Origin of the sequence: Terrabacter ginsenosidimutans, from assembly GCF_039539425.1 — a bacterium.
In the GTDB taxonomy this organism is placed as follows: Bacteria; Actinomycetota; Actinomycetes; order Actinomycetales; family Dermatophilaceae; genus Terrabacter; species Terrabacter ginsenosidimutans.
Genome location: NZ_BAABDC010000001.1, coordinates 27,617 through 46,168 on the forward strand (window position 1 = coordinate 27,617; position 18,552 = coordinate 46,168).

Annotated in this window: 28 protein-coding genes; 2 read left to right on the top strand and 26 right to left on the bottom strand. The window is 68.2% G+C overall.

What is annotated here, in order from left to right; translation table 11 throughout:
* Positions 1-161: 161 nt before the first annotated feature.
* The 24 genes from rplO to ABD831_RS00255 all read right to left on the bottom strand — a co-directional run bounded on the left by rplO (position 162) and on the right by ABD831_RS00255 (position 13,023).
* Entirely contained in the window at positions 162-638 is a 477-nt protein-coding gene (gene rplO / locus ABD831_RS00140; RefSeq protein WP_142176976.1) for a 50S ribosomal protein L15, read from the bottom strand.
* A gap of 2 nt (positions 639-640) precedes the next feature.
* Positions 641-823, bottom strand: coding sequence for a 50S ribosomal protein L30 (rpmD, locus tag ABD831_RS00145; RefSeq protein WP_020143226.1), 183 nt, complete (start codon positions 821-823; stop codon positions 641-643).
* A complete protein-coding gene (gene rpsE / locus ABD831_RS00150) occupies positions 823-1,479 on the bottom strand; it encodes a 30S ribosomal protein S5 (RefSeq protein WP_142176975.1) in 657 nt (218 codons plus the stop codon). The genes rpmD and rpsE overlap by 1 nt, the downstream gene beginning before the upstream one ends.
* 40 nt (positions 1,480-1,519) lie before the next feature.
* On the bottom strand, positions 1,520-1,894 hold the full coding sequence (gene rplR, locus ABD831_RS00155) for a 50S ribosomal protein L18 (protein WP_142176974.1): 375 nt from the start codon (positions 1,892-1,894) through the stop codon (positions 1,520-1,522).
* A 3-nt stretch (positions 1,895-1,897) separates the two neighbouring features.
* Entirely contained in the window at positions 1,898-2,434 is a 537-nt protein-coding gene (gene rplF, locus ABD831_RS00160) for a 50S ribosomal protein L6 (RefSeq protein WP_344939851.1), read from the bottom strand.
* A gap of 12 nt (positions 2,435-2,446) precedes the next feature.
* Positions 2,447-2,845: a 30S ribosomal protein S8 gene (gene rpsH / locus ABD831_RS00165; RefSeq protein WP_020143230.1), complete on the bottom strand. Its 399-nt coding sequence runs from the start codon at positions 2,843-2,845 to the stop codon at positions 2,447-2,449.
* 175 nt (positions 2,846-3,020) lie between these two features.
* Positions 3,021-3,206 carry a type Z 30S ribosomal protein S14 gene (locus tag ABD831_RS00170; RefSeq protein ID WP_020143231.1) on the bottom strand — a complete coding sequence of 62 codons (186 nt, stop codon included), beginning with the start codon at positions 3,204-3,206 and terminating at the stop codon, positions 3,021-3,023.
* Position 3,207: 1 nt separating this feature from the next.
* Positions 3,208-3,768 carry a 50S ribosomal protein L5 gene (gene rplE / locus ABD831_RS00175; RefSeq protein WP_030194240.1) on the bottom strand — a complete coding sequence of 187 codons (561 nt, stop codon included), beginning with the start codon at positions 3,766-3,768 and terminating at the stop codon, positions 3,208-3,210.
* Positions 3,769-3,770: 2 nt separating this feature from the next.
* On the bottom strand, positions 3,771-4,151 hold the full coding sequence (gene rplX / locus ABD831_RS00180; protein WP_056771076.1) for a 50S ribosomal protein L24: 381 nt from the start codon (positions 4,149-4,151) through the stop codon (positions 3,771-3,773).
* Between the two features lie 2 nt (positions 4,152-4,153).
* Entirely contained in the window at positions 4,154-4,522 is a 369-nt protein-coding gene (gene rplN / locus ABD831_RS00185) for a 50S ribosomal protein L14 (protein WP_020143234.1), read from the bottom strand.
* 139 nt (positions 4,523-4,661) lie between these two features.
* Positions 4,662-4,952, bottom strand: a complete 291-nt coding sequence (rpsQ, locus tag ABD831_RS00190; protein WP_142176972.1) for a 30S ribosomal protein S17 — start codon at positions 4,950-4,952, stop codon at positions 4,662-4,664.
* Positions 4,949-5,353, bottom strand: a complete 405-nt coding sequence (rpmC, locus tag ABD831_RS00195; RefSeq protein WP_344939857.1) for a 50S ribosomal protein L29 — start codon at positions 5,351-5,353, stop codon at positions 4,949-4,951. The genes rpsQ and rpmC overlap by 4 nt, the downstream gene beginning before the upstream one ends.
* Positions 5,353-5,772 (bottom strand): 50S ribosomal protein L16, encoded by a 420-nt coding sequence (gene rplP / locus ABD831_RS00200; RefSeq protein WP_020143237.1) that lies wholly within the window; start codon positions 5,770-5,772, stop codon positions 5,353-5,355. Before rplP ends, rpmC begins: the two co-directional genes overlap by 1 nt.
* 2 nt (positions 5,773-5,774) lie before the next feature.
* Entirely contained in the window at positions 5,775-6,599 is an 825-nt protein-coding gene (gene rpsC, locus ABD831_RS00205) for a 30S ribosomal protein S3 (RefSeq protein ID WP_344939860.1), read from the bottom strand.
* Positions 6,599-6,967 (bottom strand): 50S ribosomal protein L22, encoded by a 369-nt coding sequence (gene rplV, locus ABD831_RS00210; protein WP_142176970.1) that lies wholly within the window; start codon positions 6,965-6,967, stop codon positions 6,599-6,601. Before rplV ends, rpsC begins: the two co-directional genes overlap by 1 nt.
* A 26-nt stretch (positions 6,968-6,993) precedes the next feature.
* Complete coding sequence (rpsS, locus tag ABD831_RS00215; RefSeq protein WP_141823434.1) at positions 6,994-7,275, bottom strand: 30S ribosomal protein S19; 282 nt, start codon at positions 7,273-7,275, stop codon at positions 6,994-6,996.
* 15 nt (positions 7,276-7,290) lie between these two features.
* On the bottom strand, positions 7,291-8,127 hold the full coding sequence (rplB, locus tag ABD831_RS00220) for a 50S ribosomal protein L2 (protein ID WP_142176969.1): 837 nt from the start codon (positions 8,125-8,127) through the stop codon (positions 7,291-7,293).
* Between the two features lie 26 nt (positions 8,128-8,153).
* A complete protein-coding gene (gene rplW / locus ABD831_RS00225; RefSeq protein ID WP_142176968.1) occupies positions 8,154-8,453 on the bottom strand; it encodes a 50S ribosomal protein L23 in 300 nt (99 codons plus the stop codon).
* Positions 8,450-9,085 carry a 50S ribosomal protein L4 gene (gene rplD, locus ABD831_RS00230; RefSeq protein WP_344939865.1) on the bottom strand — a complete coding sequence of 212 codons (636 nt, stop codon included), beginning with the start codon at positions 9,083-9,085 and terminating at the stop codon, positions 8,450-8,452. The genes rplW and rplD overlap by 4 nt, the downstream gene beginning before the upstream one ends.
* Positions 9,082-9,735, bottom strand: coding sequence for a 50S ribosomal protein L3 (rplC, locus tag ABD831_RS00235; protein ID WP_056822086.1), 654 nt, complete (start codon positions 9,733-9,735; stop codon positions 9,082-9,084). Before rplC ends, rplD begins: the two co-directional genes overlap by 4 nt.
* Before the next feature lie 10 nt (positions 9,736-9,745).
* A complete protein-coding gene (gene rpsJ, locus ABD831_RS00240) occupies positions 9,746-10,054 on the bottom strand; it encodes a 30S ribosomal protein S10 (RefSeq protein WP_009775966.1) in 309 nt (102 codons plus the stop codon).
* A 332-nt stretch (positions 10,055-10,386) separates the two neighbouring features.
* A complete protein-coding gene (locus ABD831_RS00245) occupies positions 10,387-10,785 on the bottom strand; it encodes a thiol-disulfide oxidoreductase DCC family protein (RefSeq protein WP_344939869.1) in 399 nt (132 codons plus the stop codon).
* 108 nt (positions 10,786-10,893) lie between these two features.
* Positions 10,894-12,198 (bottom strand): M18 family aminopeptidase, encoded by a 1,305-nt coding sequence (locus ABD831_RS00250; RefSeq protein ID WP_344939872.1) that lies wholly within the window; start codon positions 12,196-12,198, stop codon positions 10,894-10,896.
* Between the two features lie 45 nt (positions 12,199-12,243).
* The gene (locus ABD831_RS00255) at positions 12,244-13,023 is read right to left on the bottom strand and encodes a hypothetical protein (RefSeq protein ID WP_344939875.1); all 780 of its coding nucleotides are present in this window, start codon (positions 13,021-13,023) and stop codon (positions 12,244-12,246) included.
* A gap of 63 nt (positions 13,024-13,086) precedes the next feature.
* Here ABD831_RS00255 and ABD831_RS00260 point away from each other — a divergent pair, with 63 nt between their 5' ends.
* Positions 13,087-13,836: a DUF2785 domain-containing protein gene (locus ABD831_RS00260; RefSeq protein ID WP_344939878.1), complete on the top strand. Its 750-nt coding sequence runs from the start codon at positions 13,087-13,089 to the stop codon at positions 13,834-13,836.
* Positions 13,837-13,934: 98 nt separating this feature from the next.
* Positions 13,935-14,762: a class I SAM-dependent methyltransferase gene (locus tag ABD831_RS00265; RefSeq protein ID WP_344939881.1), complete on the top strand. Its 828-nt coding sequence runs from the start codon at positions 13,935-13,937 to the stop codon at positions 14,760-14,762.
* A gap of 276 nt (positions 14,763-15,038) precedes the next feature.
* Here ABD831_RS00265 and tuf read toward each other — a convergent pair whose 3' ends face one another.
* Positions 15,039-16,235 carry an elongation factor Tu gene (gene tuf, locus ABD831_RS00270; RefSeq protein WP_020143252.1) on the bottom strand — a complete coding sequence of 399 codons (1,197 nt, stop codon included), beginning with the start codon at positions 16,233-16,235 and terminating at the stop codon, positions 15,039-15,041.
* A 103-nt stretch (positions 16,236-16,338) separates the two neighbouring features.
* Complete coding sequence (gene fusA, locus ABD831_RS00275; protein WP_142176963.1) at positions 16,339-18,456, bottom strand: elongation factor G; 2,118 nt, start codon at positions 18,454-18,456, stop codon at positions 16,339-16,341.
* Positions 18,457-18,552 lie beyond the last annotated feature (96 nt).

Genomic DNA, 18,552 nt, shown 5'->3' on the forward strand with positions numbered 1-18,552 from the left:
GCGCGGTGGCGCGGCGTAAGTCATGCAATCCGTGGAAGGTTAACGCAAAGGCGCAGCGCCCCGGGTCCCCACCGCGGTGGCCGACGTCACGTCGGCTCGCGGGTCGGGCGCCCGGGGCGCTGCTCACACGAGGTGTGTGGTGGTCACTCGCGCCTGATCACTCAGCCGGCGAGAGCCGTGACCGTGCCGCCAGCGGCCTCGATCTTCTCCTTGGCGGAAGCCGAGAACTTATGCGCCTCGACCTCGACCTTGACGGAGATCTCGCCCGTGCCGAGGACCTTCACCGGGAAGCCGTCACGGACGGCACCCTTGGCGACGAGGTCGGCGACGGACACCTGACCACCCTCCGGGAAGAGCAGCTGCAGGCGGTCCAGGTTCACGACCTGGTACTCCGTGCGGAACGGGTTCTTGAAGCCACGGAGCTTCGGGAGGCGCATGTGCATCGGCATCGAGCCGCCCTCGAAACGCTCCGGGACCTGGTAACGGGCCTTGGTGCCCTTGGTTCCACGACCGGCGGTCTTGCCCTTGGAGCCCTCGCCACGACCGACACGGGTCTTGGCGGTCTTGGCTCCGGGGGCCGGACGCAGGTGGTGGACCTTGAGGGCGGACTCGCCCGTCTTCTTGGCGTTGTCAGCCATGGTCAGTCAACCTCCTCGACGGACACGAGGTGCGTGACCGTCTTGACCATCCCGCGGATCTCGGGACGGTCCTCCTTGACGACGACGTCGCCAATGCGCTTCAGACCGAGGCTGCGCAGCGTGTCACGCTGGTTCTGCTTGCCACCGATCTCGGAACGGGTCTGGGTCACCTTGAGACGAGCCATCACGCACCAGCCTTCGCAGCCTGGGCCTCGGCGATACCGGCCGCACGGGCCCTGAGCATGGCCGCCGGAGCGACCTCCTCGAGGGTCTTGCCACGACGGGCAGCGACCGACTCGGGGCGCTCGAGCTCGCGCAGGGCCTGAGCCGTGGCGTGCACGATGTTGATGGCGTTGTCCGAGCCCAGCGACTTGCTGAGGACGTCGTGGACGCCGGCGCACTCGAGCACCGCACGCACCGGGCCACCGGCGATGACACCGGTACCGGGGGCGGCGGGGCGGAGCATGACGACACCAGCGGCCGCCTCACCCTGGACGGGGTGCGGGATGGTGCCCTGGATGCGCGGGACCTTGAAGAAGTTCTTCTTGGCCTCCTCGACACCCTTGGCGATGGCCGCGGGAACTTCCTTGGCCTTGCCGTAGCCGACACCCACGGTGCCGTCACCGTCACCGACGACGACGAGGGCGGTGAAGCTGAAGCGACGACCACCCTTGACGACCTTGGCGACGCGGTTGATGGTCACGACGCGCTCGACGTACTGGTTCTTGTCGTCACGGCTGTCGCGGTTGTCGCGGCCGCCGCGGTTGTCACGGCGATCTCCGCGCTCGGTGCGCTCGCCGCCACCGGCGGGGCCGGTGCCTCGACGCTGCTGTCCGGGCATCAGATGTTCCTCATCTCAACAATTGCGTTCACGAAGTTGCTCACAGGGACAGACCGCCTTCGCGGGCGCCCTCGGCGATCGCCGCGACCCGGCCGTGGTACTTGTTGCCACCACGGTCGAACACGACGGCCTCGATACCGGCGTCCTTGGCACGGGCGGCCACGAGCTCGCCGACCTTCTTGGCCTTGGCCGTCTTGTCGCCGTCGAAGGAGCGCAGGTCCGCCTCCATCGTCGAGGCCGAGGCCACGGTCTTGCCGACGGTGTCGTCGACGACCTGGACGAAGAGGTGACGGGTGGAGCGCGACACGACGAGGCGGGGACGGACCGCGGTGCCGGCGATCTTCTTGCGACCGCGCACCTGGCGACGGATGCGTGCGGCAGCCTTGGACTTACCGCGCTTGATGATCATTGCCATGGCTTACTTACCGGCCTTTCCAACCTTGCGACGGATCTGCTCGCCCGCATAGCGAACACCCTTGCCCTTGTACGGGTCGGGCTTGCGCAGCTTGCGGATGTTCGCCGCGACCTCGCCCACGAGCTGCTTGTCGATGCCCTGCACCGAGAAGCGGGTCGGGTTCTCGACGGCGAAGTTGATGCCGTCGGGAGCCTGGATGAGGATCGGGTGCGAGTATCCGAGCGAGAACTCGAGGTCCGAGCCCTTCGCCGCGACACGGTAACCCGTGCCGTGGATCTCCATCTTCTTCTCGTAGCCCTCGGTGACACCGAGGACCATGTTGTTGATGAGCGAGCGGGTCAGGCCGTGGCGCGAGCGCGAGTCGCGCTCGTCGTTGGGGCGCTTGACCTCGAGGTTGCCCTCGCCCAGCTCGACCGTGATCGGCTGAACGACGGTCAGGGAGAGCTCACCCTTGGGGCCCTTGACGAAAACGTCCTGGCCCTCGACCTTGACGTCCACACCCGAGGGGATGGAGACCGGGAGTCGTCCGATTCGCGACATGTCAGTGTCTCCTTACCAGACGTAGGCGAGGACTTCCCCACCCACGCCCTTCTCGTGTGCCTGGCGGTCGGTCAGCAGACCGTTCGACGTCGACAGGATCGCGACGCCGAGGCCACCGAGAACCTTGGGCAGGTTCGTCGACTTGGCGTAGACGCGCAGACCGGGCTTGCTCACGCGTCGCACACCGGCGATCGAGCGCTCGCGGTTGGGGCCGTACTTGAGGTCGATGGTCAGCGTCTGGCCGACCTCGGCCTCCTCGATCTTCCACGAGGCGATGTAGCCCTCGCTCTGGAGGATCTCGGCGATGTTCTTCTTCAGCTTCGAGTACGGCATGGAGACGACGTCGTGGTGCGCCGAGTTGGCGTTCCGGACGCGGGTCAGCATGTCCGCAATCGGGTCAGTCATGGTCATGTGGGCTCTCCGCCCTTCCTCACCGGGGTTTCGACCGGGGCTATCTGCCCGGCGACGGCTGGGCCGTCGTGTGGCCGACCTACGGTGTCAGAGGTGTGTTGGTCTGTGGTTGCGTCCCCCCGCCACGCGGGCGTCTCGGGGGGCACTCGGGGGGCTGGGCCCCCCGAGCGTGGGATTACCAGGAGCTCTTGGTCACGCCCGGCAGCTCGCCCGCGTGCGCCATCTCGCGAAGGCAGATGCGGCAGAGGCCGAACTTGCGGTACACCGAGTGCGGACGACCGCACTTCTGGCAACGGGTGTACGCGCGGACCTTGAACTTCGGCTTCCGGTTCGCCTTGTTAACGAGCGCGGTCTTCGCCATGTCAGTTCTCCTTGAAGGGGAAGCCGAGCTGCTTGAGCAGCGCGCGACCCTCGTCATCGTTGGTCGCCGTGGTGACCACGGTGATGTCCATGCCCCGCACGCGGTCGATCCTGTCCTGGTCGATCTCGTGGAACATCGACTGCTCGGTCAGGCCGAACGTGTAGTTGCCATTGCCGTCGAACTGCTTCGGCGACAGGCCACGGAAGTCACGGATGCGCGGGAGGGCGATCGTCACGAGACGGTCGAGGAACTCCCACATCCGGTCGCCGCGCAGCGTCGTGTGGGCGCCGATCGGCATGCCCTCACGCAGCTTGAACTGGGCGATCGACTTGCGCGCCTTGGTCACGACCGGCTTCTGGCCGGTGATGGCGGTGAGGTCACGGACGGCACCCTCGATGAGCTTGCTGTCCTTGGCCGCGTCGCCGACACCCATGTTGACGACGACCTTGACGACGCCGGGAACCTGCATGACGTTCGCGTAGCCGAACTGCTCGAGCATCGAGCTCTTGATCTCGTCCTGGTAGCGCTGCTGAAGGCGCGGCTTGGTGCTGGTCTCAGTCATTCTCAGAGGTCCTTGTCCGACTTGACCGCGACACGGACGCGGGACGCCTTCTGGCGGCCATTGCGCTCGACGGTCTCGACACGCGTCTTCACGCGGGTCGGCTTCTTCGACTCGGGGTCGACGATCGCGACGTTGCTCACGTGGATCGCGGCCTCGGTGTGGGTCAGGCCACCGGTGCGGGTGCCACGGGCGGTGGCGCCGGCCTTGACGTGCTTGGTGACGCGGTTGATGCCCTCGACGAGCACGCGCTGGGTCTCCGGGTAGACCGCGATGACCTTGCCCTGCTTGCCCCGGTCGCCGCCGTTCTTCTGGCTGCGGCCGGAGATGACCTGGACGAGGTCACCCTTCTTGATCTTCATCTTGCTGATGGTGGTCTTCGCCATGTTCACAGCACCTCCGGCGCGAGCGAGATGATCTTCATGAACTTCTTCTCGCGCAGCTCACGGCCCACCGGGCCGAAGATACGGGTCCCACGCGGGTCACCGTCGGCCTTGAGGATCACGGCGGCGTTCTCGTCGAACTTGATGTACGAACCGTCGGCGCGGCGGCGCTCCTTGACGGTGCGGACGATGACGGCCTTGACGACGTCACCCTTCTTCACGTTGCCGCCAGGGATCGCGTCCTTGACGGTGGCGACGATGGTGTCGCCGATGCCGGCGTACCGACGGCCCGAGCCACCGAGAACACGGATGCACAGGATTTCCTTGGCACCGGTGTTGTCGGCGACGCGAAGCCGCGACTCCTGCTGAATCACTGTCTAACTCCTGTCGTCGTGCTGGTTCTTCGCCCGGGGGCGAAGCCTTGCCGAACTGGACTGTGGTCTGTGACCTCCGGGACCCGCGCTGCGGGCCTCCGGAGGACACCCGGGGGGCAACGCCCCCCGGGGGTTGGTCTTACTTGGCCTTCTCGAGGATCTCGACGACGCGCCAGCGCTTCGTCGCGGAGAGCGGACGCGTCTCCATGATGAGCACGCGGTCGCCCACGCCGGCCTGGTTCTGCTCGTCGTGCGCCTTGACCTTGCTGGTGCGGCGGATGACCTTGCTGTAGAGCGCGTGCTTGACGCGGTCCTCGACCTCGACGACGACGGTCTTGTCCATCTTGTCGCTCACCACGTAGCCCTGACGGGTCTTGCGGTAGTTGCGCTCACTCGCCTGGTCGCTCACGACCTTCTCCTGCTCGCTCATGCGTCAGCCTCCTGCGCCTTGTCAGCCTTCTTGGCCTTCTTCTCGGCCTTGTCAGCCTTCTCGGGCTTGTCAGCCTTCTCGACCTTCTCGGCCTTCTCGGCCTTGTCGGTCTTCTTGTCGGCCTTGGCAGCCTTCTTCTCGACCTTCTCGGCCTTCTCCGGCGCCTTGGGGGCGGCGGGGGCCGAGCCGATGCCGAGCTCGCGCTCACGCATCTCGGTGTAGATGCGCGCGATGTCCTTCTTGACGGCGCGCAGACGGCCGTGGTTGTCCAGCTGGCCGGTGGCCGACTGGAAACGCAGGTTGAACAGTTCTTCCTTGGCCTTCTTCAGCTCGTCCGCCAGCTTGGTGTCGTCCAGACCACGCAGCTGCTCGGGAGCCAGGTCCTTGGTTCCGACTGCCATCAGATGTCACCACCCTCACGCTGAACGAAGCGGCACTTCATGGGGAGCTTGTGCATCGCGAGACGCATGGCCTCACGCGCCACCGGCTCTGCCACGCCCGAGATCTCGAACATGACGCGGCCCGGCTTGACGTTGGCGATCCACCACTCCGGCGAACCCTTACCGGAACCCATGCGGGTCTCGGCGGGCTTCTTGGTGAGCGGACGGTCGGGGTAGATGTTGATCCACACCTTGCCGCCACGCTTCATGTAGCGGGTCATCGCGATACGAGCGGACTCGATCTGACGGTTGGTCACGTAGGCAGGCTCGAGAGCCTGGATGCCGTAGTCACCGAACGCGATCGTGGTGCCACCCTTGGCCGCACCGTGGCGGTTCGGGTGGTGCTGCTTGCGGTGCTTGACTCGACGGGGAATCAACATGGTCAGGCCTGCTCATTCTCGGTGCTGGCCGCGGCAGGGGCCTCGGCAGCAGCGGTCTCGTTCACTGCCGGGGCAGGGGCGGTCTCGTTGCGGTCACCACGACGGGCGCGGTTCGGACGGTCACCGCCGTCACGACGCGGACCACGCGACGGGCGCGGGGCGGCAGCCTGCTGGGCTGCCAGCTCCTTGGCCGTCATGTCGCCCTTGTAGATCCACACCTTGACGCCGATGCGACCGAAGGTCGTGCGGGCCTCGTAGAAGCCGTAGTCGATCTGCGCACGCAGCGTGTGCAGCGGGACGCGACCCTCGCGGTAGAACTCCGTGCGGCTCATCTCGGCGCCGTTGAGGCGGCCGGAGACCTGCACGCGGATGCCCTTGGCGCCGGCGCGCTGGGCGGACTGCATGCCCTTGCGCATGGCGCGACGGAACGCGACGCGTGCCGAGAGCTGCTCGGCGATGCCCTGGGCGACCAGCTGGGAGACGATCTCGGGGTTCTTGACCTCGAGGATGTTCAGCTGGACCTGCTTGCCCGTGAGCTTCTCGAGCTCGCCGCGGATGCGGTCGGCCTCGGCGCCGCGGCGACCGATGACGATGCCCGGGCGGGCGGTGTGGATGTCGACGCGGACGCGGTCACGGGTGCGCTCGATCTCGACCGAGGCGATGCCCGCGCGCTCCATGCCCTTCTCCATCAGGCGACGGATGGCGACATCTTCCTTGACGTAGTCGCGGTAGCGCTGACCCGACTTCGTCGAGTCCGCGAACCAGCGGCTCTTGTGGTCCGTCGTGATGCCGAGACGGAAGCCATGGGGGTTGACCTTCTGACCCATCAGCGGGCTCCCTTCTTGTTCTCCGGCTGCGTGACGACCACGGTGATGTGGCTCGTGCGCTTGTTGATGCGACCGGCGCGGCCCTGGGCACGCGGACGGAATCGCTTCATCGTCGGGCCCTCGTCCACGAACGCGGCCGTGATGACGAGGTTGCGCTCGTCGAAGGCGACCGACTCGCGGTCGGCCTTGACGCGGGCGTTGGCGATGGCGCTCTCGAGCACCTTCTGCACCGGCTCCGAGGCAGCCTGCGGCGCGAACTGCAGCGTCGTGACGGCGTCGGTGGCGGCCTTGCCGCGGATCAGGTCCACGACACGGCGAGCCTTCTGCGGGCTGACACGGACGTGCCGCGCCGAAGCCTTGGCTTCCATGACTTCTTCCTTGGATTCGATGGCCATCAGCGACGACGACCCTTCTTGTCGTCCTTCACGTGACCCTTGAACGTACGGGTCGGCGCGAACTCGCCGAGCTTGTGGCCGACCATCGACTCGGTGACGAACACCGGGACGTGCTTGCGGCCGTCGTGGACGGCGAAGGTGTGGCCGAGCATGTCCGGGCTGATGACCGAACGGCGCGACCAGGTCTTGATGACGGTCTTGGTGCCCGCTTCGTTCTGGGCGTCCACCTTCTTCTGAAGGTGGTCGTCGATGAAGGGGCCCTTCTTCAGGCTACGAGGCATTCCAAAGGCTCCTTATCAGCGCTTCTTGCCAGTACGACGGCGACGCACAATGAGCTTGTCGCTTTCCTTGTGTCCCTTGCGGGTGCGGCCTTCGGCCTGACCCCAAGGGCTGACGGGGTGACGTCCACCGGACGTCTTGCCCTCTCCACCACCGTGCGGGTGGTCCACCGGGTTCATGGCGACACCACGGACGGTCGGGCGCTTGCCCTTCCAGCGCATGCGGCCGGCCTTGCCCCAGTTGATGTTGCTCTGCTCGGCGTTGCCGACCTCGCCGACCGTCGCGCGGCAGCGCGCGTCGACGTTGCGGATCTCGCCGGACGGCATACGCAGCTGGGCGTAGGGACCGTCCTTGGCGACGAGCTGCACGCGAGCACCCGCGGAGCGGGCGATCTTCGCGCCGCCACCGGGCTTGAGCTCGATCGCGTGGATGACCGTACCCACGGGGATGTTGCGCAGCGGAAGCGAGTTGCCCGGCTTGATGTCGGCCGCGGGGCCGTTCTCGATCGGGTCGCCCTGCTTCAGCTTGTTCGGGGCCAGGATGTAACGCTTCTCGCCGTCGACGTACTGGACGAGCGCGATGCGCGCGGTGCGGTTGGGGTCGTACTCGATGTGAGCGACCTTGGCCGGCACGCCGTCCTTGTCGTGGCGACGGAAGTCGATGACGCGGTAGGCACGCTTGTGACCGCCACCGATGTGGCGGGTCGTGATGCGGCCGGCGTTGTTACGGCCACCTGTCTTGGACAGGGGGCGGACCAGCGACTTCTCGGGAGTGGTACGCGTGATCTCGACGAAGTCGGCGACCGACGAGCCACGACGGCCCGGTGTGGTCGGCTTGTACTTGCGGATACCCATGTTCGTTAAGTCTCTCTTCGTCTATCTCAGGCGCCCGCACCGAAGATGTCGATCGAGCCCTCGCGGAGGGAGACGATCGCACGCTTGGTGTCCTTGCGCTTGCCGAGGCCGAATCGGGTGCGACGGGTCTTGCCCTGACGGTTCAGGGTGTGGACCTTGTCGACCTTGACGTTGAAGATCGCCTCGATGGCGATCTTGATCTCCGTCTTGTTCGCACGGGGGTCGACGATGAAGGTGTACTTCCCCTCGTCGAGCAGACCGTAGGACTTCTCCGAGACGACCGGCGCGATCAGGATGTCGCGGGGGTCCTTGGTGTGGATGCTCACTTGGTGGCCTCCTTGTCGGCCTTGTCGGCCTTCACGGGGCCGGCGACGAACGCGTCGAGGGCGGCCTGGGTGAAGACGATGTCGTCGGCGCACAGCACGTCGTACGTGTTGAGCTGGTCGGCGACCAGGACGTGAACGTTCTGCAGGTTGCGGACCGACTTCATCGCGATGTCGTCGCCACGCTCGATGACGACGAGCAGGTTCGGACGCTCGGTCAGGCCGGCGAGCACGGCGGCGGCGTCCTTCGCCGAGGGCACGTCGCCCGAGACGATGGAGTCGACGACGTGGATGCGGTCGAAGCGGGCCCGGTCGGAGAGGGCACCGCGCAGGGCGGCAGCCTTCATCTTCTTGGGGGTGCGCTGCGAGTAGTCACGCGGCTGCGGGCCGTGGACGACGCCACCGCCGGCGAACTGCGGCGCGCGGGTCGAGCCCTGACGAGCGCGACCGGTGCCCTTCTGGCGGTACGGCTTGCGCCCACCGCCACGGACCTCGCCGCGGGTCTTCGTCGAGTGAGTGCCCTGACGAGCGGCCGCGAGCTGCGCCACCACGACCTGGTGGATCAGCGGGACGTTGGTCTGGACGTCGAAGATGTCAGCAGGGAGCTTGGGGGTCTTCGTGGCCATCTGGATCATGCACCCTTCGCAGCCGTGCGGATCAGGACGATGCCACCGCGGGGGCCGGGAACGGCACCCTTGATGAGCAGCAGGCCCTTCTCGGCGTCAACGGCGTGGATCTGGAGGTTCTGGGTCGTCTGGCGAACGCCACCCATGCGACCAGCCATGCGCATGCCCTTGAAGACACGGCCGGGGGTCGAGCAGCCGCCGATGGAGCCCGGCTTGCGGTGGTTGCGGTGGGAGCCGTGCGAGGAGCTGACACCGTGGAAGCCGTGACGCTTCATGACACCGGCGAAGCCCTTGCCCTTGGTCGTGCCCGTCGCGTCGACGCGCTGGCCGGCCTCGAAGGACTCGGCCGTGATCTCCTGGCCGAGCTCGTAGGCGGCGGCGTCGGCCGTGCGGAGCTCGACGAGGTGACGGCGCGGCGTGACGCCGGCCTTCTCGAAGTGGCCGCTCATGGGCTTGTTCACCTTGCGCGGGTCGATCGCACCGAAGGCGATCTGGACCGCGGAGTAGCCGTCGGTCTCGTCGGCACGCACCTGCGTCACGACGCAGGGGCCGGCCTTGACCACGGTCACGGGGACGAGCTTGTTGTCTGCGTCCCACACCTGGGTCATGCCGAGCTTCTCGCCGAGCACGCCCTTGACGTTCTTCTGAGCAACAGTCATGACAGCCGCCTCAGAGCTTGATCTCGATGTTGACGTCCGCCGGCAGGTCGAGACGCATCAGCGAGTCGACGGCCTTGGGCGTCGGGTCGATGATGTCGATGAGGCGCTTGTGCGTGCGCATCTCGAAGTGCTCGCGGCTGTCCTTGTACTTGTGCGGCGACCGGATCACGACGAAGACGTTCTTCTCCGTCGGCAGCGGGACGGGTCCCACCACGGTCGCGCCGGCGCGCGTCACTGTGTCAACGATCTTCCGAGCCGAGTTGTCGATGACCTCGTGGTCGTACGACTTCAGCCGGATGCGGATCTTCTGTCCCGCCATCTGATGAACGTCTCTCTCTCGCTTCTGACTACCGGTTCCCTTGGCCATCCGACCCCCGAGGTCGGGCGTGTCGCGCCCGCTTCGCGGTGAAAGGTACGCACCTGAGTGCCACTTTCGTGTGGATTGCCCGGCCGAACCGGGTAACTTGCGCTTCCCTCGGGCCTCCGAGAGGAGTCCGGGCGAGTCCCCGTCAGGAGGCTCTCAAGGGGCGGCGCCACCGACATGGGTCAGCGACGCGCGACAAGCAACCTGAACAGTGTGCCAGAGCGCGCACCGCACTATCAAATCGGGCCGATCGCGGGGTGCAGGCCCGGTGCGGATGGCGCGTCGTGTCACGCCGACGGGCGCGCGCAGGCGATGGTGCCCCCGGGCAGACGGTGGCGGTGGGCGGCGACCCAGCGGTACGCGCGCGCCGCGACCCAGGAGACCCCCGGCGCCAGGAGGAGGTGGCCGACCGGTCGCCAGCCCGGTGCGCCGTGGGTCGCGGCACTGGCGATGGCCTCGTGACCCGACCGGACGGAGCCGTCCGCCACGAGGAACTGGGCGGCCTCGTCGCAGTCCTGCGCCGTCAGGCCCACTGCCGCGAGGTCGAGCTCCTGCCAGGGCCGGACGTCGTAGCGGTCTCGCCGGTCGACCCACCGCTGGATGAACTGCACGCTCCGCGTGCAGAACCCGCAGTCGGCGTCGTAGACGAGGGTCGGCCGGTCCGGCGCGGTCAGCGGGGTCTCCACGTCCCCATCCTCGCACCGCCCGGGTGCCGCCGTGGGCCGGCCCACCGCCGATGCCGTCACGGCCGACACCGCGCCCCGGTTCCGCCTGGTGTGCCTGGCGCGGAGAGGTCAGGCCGGAGCGAGGAACGCACCCAGCGCCGCGGCATACATCGCCGGGTCCTCGGCGCCCATCAGCTCACGCGTGCTGTGCATCGACAGCGCGGCCGCCCCGAAGTCGACGGTGGTGGCGCCGGTCAGTGACGACGTCACCGGACCGACAGTGGACCCGCACGGCAGGTCGCTGCGGGTGACGAAGGTCTGCATGGGCACACCGGCCTGCTCGCAGGCGAGCCGGAACGCCGCCGCACCGACCGAGTCGGTCGCATAGCGCAGGTTCGTGTTGACCTTCAGCACCGGCCCGCCGTTGACCCGGATCTGGTGCATCGGCTCGTGACGGTCGGCGTAGTTGGGATGCGTCGCGTGCCCCATGTCGCCCGAGGCGATGACGGTCGTCGCGAGGGCCCGCCAGTAGTCGTCACGGGTGCCTCCCCCGGCAGTGACGATGCGTTCGAGGACGGACGGCAGCAGGGTCGAGGTGGCCCCCCGCTCGGAGGTGCTGCCGATCTCCTCGTGGTCGAAGAGGACGAGCACCGGGACGTGAGCGGGCTCGGCGGCCACGGCGTCGAGCAGGGCCCGCACTCCGGCATACGACGTGGCGAGGTTGTCGAGACGAGGAGCCGCGATGAGCTCGCGGGCGCGGCCGAGGCGCGTCGACGGCTGGACCGGGTGGGTCATGACGTCCCACGACAGCACGTCCTCGCGGCCGACACCGACCTGCTCGGCGAGGTAGCCGACGAAGTCACCCGGCTCGTCACCGACGCCCCAGAGCGGCTCCATGTGCGCCTGCTTGTTGAGGGTCAGCGCCTCGTTCTGCGTGCGGTCGAGGTGGATGGCGAGCTGGGCGACCCGCAGCAGCGCGTCGCGCCCGTGGAAGGTGCGGGTCTCCACTCCGCCCTCCCCGCGCACGGCGACCCGGCCCGCGAGACCGAGGTCGCGGTCGAGCCACGAGCTGAGGATGAGGCCGCCGTAGGGCTCGATTCCCAGCATCTGCCAGCCGGCCCGAGCGTGGTCGGGGTTCGGCTTGATGCGCAGGTTGGGGCTGTCGGTGTGCGCCCCCACGACCCGGAACCCGGCGGCCGGTCCGGCCCCGGCGCCGTGGGCGCCGGTGGTGTCCCAGGCGATGAGCGAGCCACCGCGCACGAGGTAGCGCCGCCCGGGCTCCGTCGGCCACGGCTCGCTCTCGACGACCTCGGTGAAGCCCTCCGCGCCGAGTCGGGCCGCGGCCTGCTCGCAGGCGTGGAACGGGGTGGGCGAGGCGTCGACGTAGTCGATCAGGCCCTGGGCTTCGGTGTCGGTGTCGAACGAGTGCGCCATGGCCCCCAACCCTATCCGCCCGCCCCCAGCGACCTCAGGGCGACCTCAGGCGGGCCTCAGGCTGGCCAGCATCCGCGCCAGGAGGGACTCGGCGCTCGCCCTCGTCGTCGCGGTGACCGTGAGGTAGGTGACGTGGCCACCGTGCTCGACGGCCACGGAGCGGGTGTTGGTGACGAACGTGCCCACCGGCAGTCGCGACTCGGCCACGACAGCCGGCCCGACGGGGGTCGTCGTACGGTCCACGCGCACGACCCTCGCCCCGACGGACTCGAGCTGCGCCCGAAGGTCCTCGGGCGTCGGCAGCTGCCGCCCGGGGGTCGGGATGACCGAGATGTTGTCCGCCGCGCCCCGCACCAACCGGCCCATGACCATCACCTCCATGGCACTGCCCACCCGCTGGAGGTACTCGTCGACGGTCAGACCGGACTGCGCCGCCAGGTCCTTGGCCGCTTGAGGCAGCGCGGCGGCGCCGGCACGCATGGCCCGGGACGGGTCGAAGGCCTGCCATCCGGCCGGCACCTCGAAGGAGAGACCCGCACGGACCGCCGTGACCCTGCCCCCGACGAGGAGCGGGACGTCGCCGGTCGGGGAGGCCGTCGTGGGGGTCGGGATCGGCAGGTCCGTCGGGAGGCCCGCCGGTGGCTGGGCCGTCACCGGGGCCGGCGCCGCAGGGCGCGAGTCCGCAGCCACCCGACCGGCCATCGCCGAGCCCCCGGCCTTCGAGCACGCGCCCGCCGACAGGAGCAGCGCGAGCGCGCAGAGTCCCACGGCCAGACGCGCCGCGGGCCCACGCGATCGCCGGGCCGTCTCCCCTGTCGACGTCATGGGCAAGTCATACGCCATCAGCCTCATCACGGCAACGACCTTCGACATGGCAGGATCGCGCGGGTGCCCGCTGCCGCCCTCCGCTCGCTCGTCGACGACCTGGCATCTCCCGACCCAGCCGTCCGCGACGACGGGGCGTATGCCGCCCTGACGCGCCTGCTGCGCGTCGGCTCCGTCCCCGTGGCCGACCGTCTGTGGCTCGCAGACGCCATGGTCGAGCGACTCGGCCACGAGCGGGTCCAGGCCCGCGCCTTCGCGCCGCTCGTCCTCGCCTCACTGGTCGCTGCCGGCGACTTCCGGGACGACTGGGTGCCGGCCGTGACCGCGTGGTACGTCCACGAGCAGGACGTGCGAGGGCACGACCCCGACCTGGGATGGGTGCACACGATCGCCCACGGTGCCGACTTCTACGGCTCCTGCGGCACCGCCGGTGTCGGGGACCCTGCCGCCCTGCTCGATGCTCTGGGACGGCGTCTCGTCGCGCCCACCGACGACGTGTGGCGAGACCAGGAGGACGACCGGCTCGCCTGCGCCCTCGCCCTCGTGCTGACCCGCGACGACGTCGACGCCGCGACCTCCGTCGCGTGGCTCGGCCACGTCCGGGCGATGTTCGCCGCGGGGTCGCCGGGTCCCGTACCGGCAGAGGCGAGCAACACGATGCGGACGCTGCGCTCGCTGCACGTGGCGCTCGGTGAGCAGGTGCTGCGTGCCGGTGAGCCAGCCACCGTGCCGCACTCGGAGCACGTCCGCCGCGAGGTGTCGGCGCTCCTGTCCGAGGTCACGCCCTGGTTCTGGCGGCCGCGGGCCCCCTGAACCGCAGGGAGCACACAGCTCGGGTGTCCAGATGCCTTTAGGCCCCACGCCGTCCTCGGCCAGTGGCGCGACGGCCTCCCGCGGAGGACGATCAGGCCATGGACGCACCCGAGCGTCGGGCCGCCGTCGCCCTGCTCTTCGACCAACTCGCTCCCGGCTACGACCGGGGAGGTGTGCCCTGGTTCGGCCCGATCGGCGCGCGCCTCGTCGAGCTGACCGCACCCCGACCTGGCGGACGGGCCCTCGATGTCGGAGCGGGACGAGGTGCGGCGACCTTCCCGCTGGTCGACGCCGTCGGTCCCACCGGCCACGTCACAGCGGTCGACCTCTCCCCCGCCATGGCCATGCACCTCCGGAGCGAGGCCGAGCTGCGCGGCGCCTCTCTCGACGTCGTCGTCGGCGAGGCCACGCCGGACACCGTGCCGGCGGGCACCCTCGACGCGCTCACCGCCTCGCTAGTGCTCTTCTTCGACCCGGAGCCGGCCGAGACCTTGACCACCTGGGTGAGCCTGCTCCGCCCGGGCGGCCGCATCGGACTGTCGACGTTCGGACCCACCGACCCGGCGTGGACCGCCGCCGAGGCCGTCCTCATGGCCTACGCCCCGCAACAGCTGCTCGACGCCCGCACGTCAGGTCGCGTCGGCCCGTTCGCCACCACCGACTCCATGGCCTCCCTGCTCGAGTCCTGCGGCGCCACCGACGTCGACAGCCACGACGAGCCGCTCGAGGTCACCCTGCCCGACGCCGAGGCCTGGCGCGCCTGGACGATGACCCTCGGCCTGCGACAGCTCTGGGCCGCCGTCCCCGACGGCGAGCTCCCCCGTGCCATGACCGGGATCGCAACGGCCCTCGAGCGCAACCGGGGCGACGACGACCAGCTGCACCTCACCCAGCAGGTCCGCTACACGACCGGCACCAGACCCTGACCACCCCACGAAGGGAGCGTGCCCGCCCGAGGATGCACGTCGCACACGGAAGTGAGGAGCGGGACGCCTGAGGTGGGGAGCGGCATCGGCGGCGGCTGACGGCATACGCAAGGAGAGCGACGCTGGAAGCGCCGCCGACGCTCCACGCCGCGAGTCGCCTCGGGCGCCCCGCGACGCCCCAGGCATCAGTGACGCAGCACCACCGCCGGGTGCGCGGAAGGGCCCGCCCCGCCGAAGCGGAACGGGCCCTACCGGAACTGCTGGTGTTGCGTCAGATCACTTGATGATCTTCGTGACGCGACCGGCGCCGACCGTGCGGCCACCCTCACGGATGGCGAACTTGAGGCCGTCCTCCATGGCGATCGGCTGGATCAGCTCGACCGTCATGTCGGTGTTGTCGCCGGGCATGACCATCTCGGTGCCCTCGGGCAGGTGCACGACACCCGTCACGTCCGTCGTACGGAAGTAGAACTGGGGACGGTAGTTGTCGTAGAACGGCGTGTGACGGCCGCCCTCGTCCTTCGAGAGGATGTAGACCTGAGCCTCGAAGTCCGTGTGCGGGGTGATCGAGCCGGGCTTGCAGATGACCTGCCCGCGCTCGACGTCCTCGCGCTTGGTGCCACGAAGGAGCAGACCGACGTTCTCACCGGCACGACCCTCGTCGAGCAGCTTGCGGAACATCTCGACGCCCGTGACGGTCGTCTTGGCCGGCGGACCGGTGTGGATGCCGACGATCTCGATCTCCTCGTTGACCTTGAGGATGCCGCGCTCGATACGACCGGTGACGACGGTGCCACGACCGGTGATCGTGAAGACGTCCTCGACGGGCATGAGGAACGGCTTGTCGACGTCGCGCTCGGGCTCCGGGATGGAGTTGTCGACGGCGTCCATGAGGTCGAGGACCGACTGGCCCCACTTCTCGTCGCCCTCGAGCGCCTTGAGCGCCGAGACCTGCACGACGGGAAGGTCGTCGCCCGGGAACTCGTACTGCGACAGGAGCTCACGGACCTCCATCTCGACGAGCTCGAGGATCTCCTCGTCGTCGACCATGTCGGCCTTGTTGAGCGCCACGACGATGTACGGGACGCCGACCTGGCGGGCCAGGAGGACGTGCTCCTTCGTCTGCGGCATGGGGCCGTCGGTGGCGGCGACCACGAGGATCGCGCCGTCCATCTGAGCCGCACCCGTGATCATGTTCTTCACGTAGTCAGCGTGGCCCGGGCAGTCGACGTGGGCGTAGTGACGACCCTCCGTCTGGTACTCGATGTGCGCGATCGAGATCGTGATACCGCGCTGGCGCTCCTCGGGAGCCTTGTCGATGTCCTCGAACGCGAACTGGGGGTTCAGGTCGGGGTACTTGTCGTGCAGAACCTTGGAAATCGCAGCCGTCAGCGTCGTCTTGCCGTGGTCGATGTGACCGATGGTGCCGATGTTGACGTGCGGCTTGGTCCGCTCGAACTTTGCCTTCGCCACTGTGGTCCTCCTCAGGACTTTCTTGTGTTACGCCGTACGACCAGGGCAGGACGTGGCGCGATGGGGTGGTTTCCGATGGAAGAGACTACGGGATGTCCCGCAGTCACTCCCCGCGGGTCTTCTTGATGATCTCCTCGGCAACGGCCTTGGGGACCTCTGCGTAGGAGTCGAACTCCATGGAGAAGCTCGCGCGACCCTGCGTCTTGGAGCGCAGGTCGCCGACGTAACCGAACATCTCGGACAGCGGGACGAGGCCCTTGACGACCTTGGCACCGCTGATGTCCTCCATGCCCTGGATCTGGCCACGGCGGGAGTTGATGTCACCGATGACGTCGCCCATGTAGTCCTCGGGCGTACGGACCTCGACGGCCATCATCGGCTCGAGCAGGACCGGGTCCGCCTTCCTGATGGCTTCCTTGAGGACCATCGAGCCGGCGATCTTGAACGCCATCTCCGAGGAGTCGACGTCGTGGTAGGCACCGTCGTTGAGCGTCGCCTTGATGCCCACGAGCGGGTAGCCGGCGAGCACGCCGTACTGCATCGCGTCCTGGATACCGGCGTCGACCGACGGGATGTACTCACGCGGGACACGACCACCGGTGACGGCGTTGACGAACTCGTACATCGAGCCGTCCTCGGTCTCACCCAGCGGCTCGAAGCTGACCTGGACCTTGGCGAACTGGCCAGAGCCACCGGTCTGCTTCTTGTGCGTGTAGTCGTACTTGAGGACGGGACGACGGATCGTCTCGCGGTAGGCCACCTGCGGCTTGCCGACGTTGGCCTCGACCTTGAACTCGCGCTTCATGCGGTCCACGAGGATGTCGAGGTGCAGCTCGCCCATGCCGGCGATGATCGTCTGGCCGGTGTCCTCGTCGTGGTGGACCTGGAAGGTCGGGTCCTCTGCCGAGAGCTTCTGGATGGCCGTGCCGAGCTTCTCCTGGTCACCCTTGGTCTTGGGCTCGATGGCGACCTGGATCACCGGGTCGGGGAAGGTCATCGACTCGAGCACGATCTGCTCGTTGAGGTCCGACAGCGTGTCGCCGGTCGTCGTGTCCTTGAGCCCGATGGCCGCGTAGATGTGGCCGGCCATGGCCTCCTCGACGGGGTTCTCCTTGTTGGCGTGCATCTGGAAGAGCTTCCCGATGCGCTCCTTGCGGCCCTTGGTCGAGTTGACGACGCTCGTGCCCGAGCTGATGTGGCCCGAGTAGACGCGGATGAAGGTCAGCGTGCCGAAGAACGGGTGCGTGGCGACCTTGAAGGCCAGGGCCGAGAACGGCTCGTCCGTGCTCGGCGCACGCGTCAGCTCGACGCTCTCGTCGCCAGGCTTGTGGCCGATCATCGGCGGGACGTCGAGCGGCGACGGAAGGTAGTCGACGACGGCGTCGAGCATGGGCTGCACGCCGCGGTTCTTGAACGCTGAGCCACAGAACACCGGGTAGAGCTCGGAGTTGACCGTCAGCTTGCGGATGCCGCCCTTGATCTCCTCAGGGGTGAGCTCCTCGCCACCGAGGTACTTCTCCATGAGCTCGTCGTCGGACTCGGCGACGCGCTCGACGAGCGCCATGCGGTACTCCTCGGCCTTCGCCTGCAGGTCCGCCGGGATCTCGGCGATCTCGTACTTGGCACCCATGGTCACGTCGCCCTTGGCGTCGCCGGGCCACACGAGGGCACGCATGTAGACGAGGTCGATGACACCGAGGAACTCGTTCTCGGCACCGATCGGCAGCTGCATGACGAGCGGCTCCGCACCGAGGCGGTCCTTGATCGTCTGCACCGTGAAGTAGAAGTCGGCGCCGAGCTTGTCCATCTTGTTGACGAAGCAGATGCGCGGCACGTCGTACTTGTCGGCCTGACGCCACACCGTCTCGGACTGGGGCTCGACGCCCTCCTTGCCGTCGAACACGGCGACGGCACCGTCGAGGACGCGCAGCGAGCGCTCCACCTCGACCGTGAAGTCGACGTGCCCGGGGGTGTCGATGATGTTGACCTGGGTGCCTTCCCAGAAGGAGGTCACGGCGGCAGACGTGATCGTGATGCCGCGCTCCTTCTCCTGCTCCATCCAGTCGGTCGTCGACGCACCGTCGTGGGTCTCACCGATCTTGTGGTTGACACCGGTGTAGAAGAGGATGCGCTCCGTCACCGTGGTCTTGCCAGCGTCGATGTGCGCCATGATGCCGATGTTGCGGACCTTCTTGAGGTCCGTCAGGACGTCGAGTGCCACGTCAGGTTTCTCGTCTCATTCGTCGTGGGGTGAAATCTGGGGGCGCCGCAGGCCGCGTCTCGTGACGGGCGGGCGCGTGCCCGGTCGGTATGCCGC

Excerpts from the sequence above, each read along its gene's own strand:
- rplE (WP_030194240.1), bottom strand. The coding sequence starts at position 3,768 with ATGACTGAGACCAGCACCAAGCCGCGCCTTCAGCAGCGCTACCAGGAC.
- rplB (WP_142176969.1), bottom strand. The coding sequence starts at position 8,127 with ATGGGTATCCGCAAGTACAAGCCGACCACACCGGGCCGTCGTGGCTCG.
- rpmD (WP_020143226.1), bottom strand. The coding sequence starts at position 823 with ATGGCTCGTCTCAAGGTGACCCAGACCCGTTCCGAGATCGGTGGCAAG.
- rplR (WP_142176974.1), bottom strand. The coding sequence starts at position 1,894 with ATGGCAATGATCATCAAGCGCGGTAAGTCCAAGGCTGCCGCACGCATC.
- rplV (WP_142176970.1), bottom strand. The coding sequence starts at position 6,967 with ATGGAAGCCAAGGCTTCGGCGCGGCACGTCCGTGTCAGCCCGCAGAAG.
- ABD831_RS00170 (WP_020143231.1), bottom strand. The coding sequence starts at position 3,206 with ATGGCGAAGACCGCGCTCGTTAACAAGGCGAACCGGAAGCCGAAGTTC.
- rplX (WP_056771076.1), bottom strand. The coding sequence starts at position 4,151 with ATGGCGAAGACCACCATCAGCAAGATGAAGATCAAGAAGGGTGACCTC.
- rplP (WP_020143237.1), bottom strand. The coding sequence starts at position 5,772 with ATGTTGATTCCCCGTCGAGTCAAGCACCGCAAGCAGCACCACCCGAAC.
- rpsH (WP_020143230.1), bottom strand. The coding sequence starts at position 2,845 with ATGACCATGACTGACCCGATTGCGGACATGCTGACCCGCGTCCGGAAC.
- rpsQ (WP_142176972.1), bottom strand. The coding sequence starts at position 4,952 with ATGAGCGAGCAGGAGAAGGTCGTGAGCGACCAGGCGAGTGAGCGCAAC.
- rplC (WP_056822086.1), bottom strand. The coding sequence starts at position 9,735 with ATGACTGTTGCTCAGAAGAACGTCAAGGGCGTGCTCGGCGAGAAGCTC.
- rplO (WP_142176976.1), bottom strand. The coding sequence starts at position 638 with ATGGCTGACAACGCCAAGAAGACGGGCGAGTCCGCCCTCAAGGTCCAC.
- rpsE (WP_142176975.1), bottom strand. The coding sequence starts at position 1,479 with ATGCCCGGACAGCAGCGTCGAGGCACCGGCCCCGCCGGTGGCGGCGAG.
- rpsJ (WP_009775966.1), bottom strand. The coding sequence starts at position 10,054 with ATGGCGGGACAGAAGATCCGCATCCGGCTGAAGTCGTACGACCACGAG.
- rplD (WP_344939865.1), bottom strand. The coding sequence starts at position 9,085 with ATGATCCAGATGGCCACGAAGACCCCCAAGCTCCCTGCTGACATCTTC.
- ABD831_RS00265 (WP_344939881.1), top strand. The coding sequence starts at position 13,935 with ATGGACGCACCCGAGCGTCGGGCCGCCGTCGCCCTGCTCTTCGACCAA.
- rpmC (WP_344939857.1), bottom strand. The coding sequence starts at position 5,353 with ATGGCAGTCGGAACCAAGGACCTGGCTCCCGAGCAGCTGCGTGGTCTG.
- rpsS (WP_141823434.1), bottom strand. The coding sequence starts at position 7,275 with ATGCCTCGTAGCCTGAAGAAGGGCCCCTTCATCGACGACCACCTTCAG.
- ABD831_RS00250 (WP_344939872.1), bottom strand. The coding sequence starts at position 12,198 with ATGGCGCACTCGTTCGACACCGACACCGAAGCCCAGGGCCTGATCGAC.
- rpsC (WP_344939860.1), bottom strand. The coding sequence starts at position 6,599 with ATGGGTCAGAAGGTCAACCCCCATGGCTTCCGTCTCGGCATCACGACG.
- rplF (WP_344939851.1), bottom strand. The coding sequence starts at position 2,434 with ATGTCGCGAATCGGACGACTCCCGGTCTCCATCCCCTCGGGTGTGGAC.
- ABD831_RS00255 (WP_344939875.1), bottom strand. The coding sequence starts at position 13,023 with ATGACGTCGACAGGGGAGACGGCCCGGCGATCGCGTGGGCCCGCGGCG.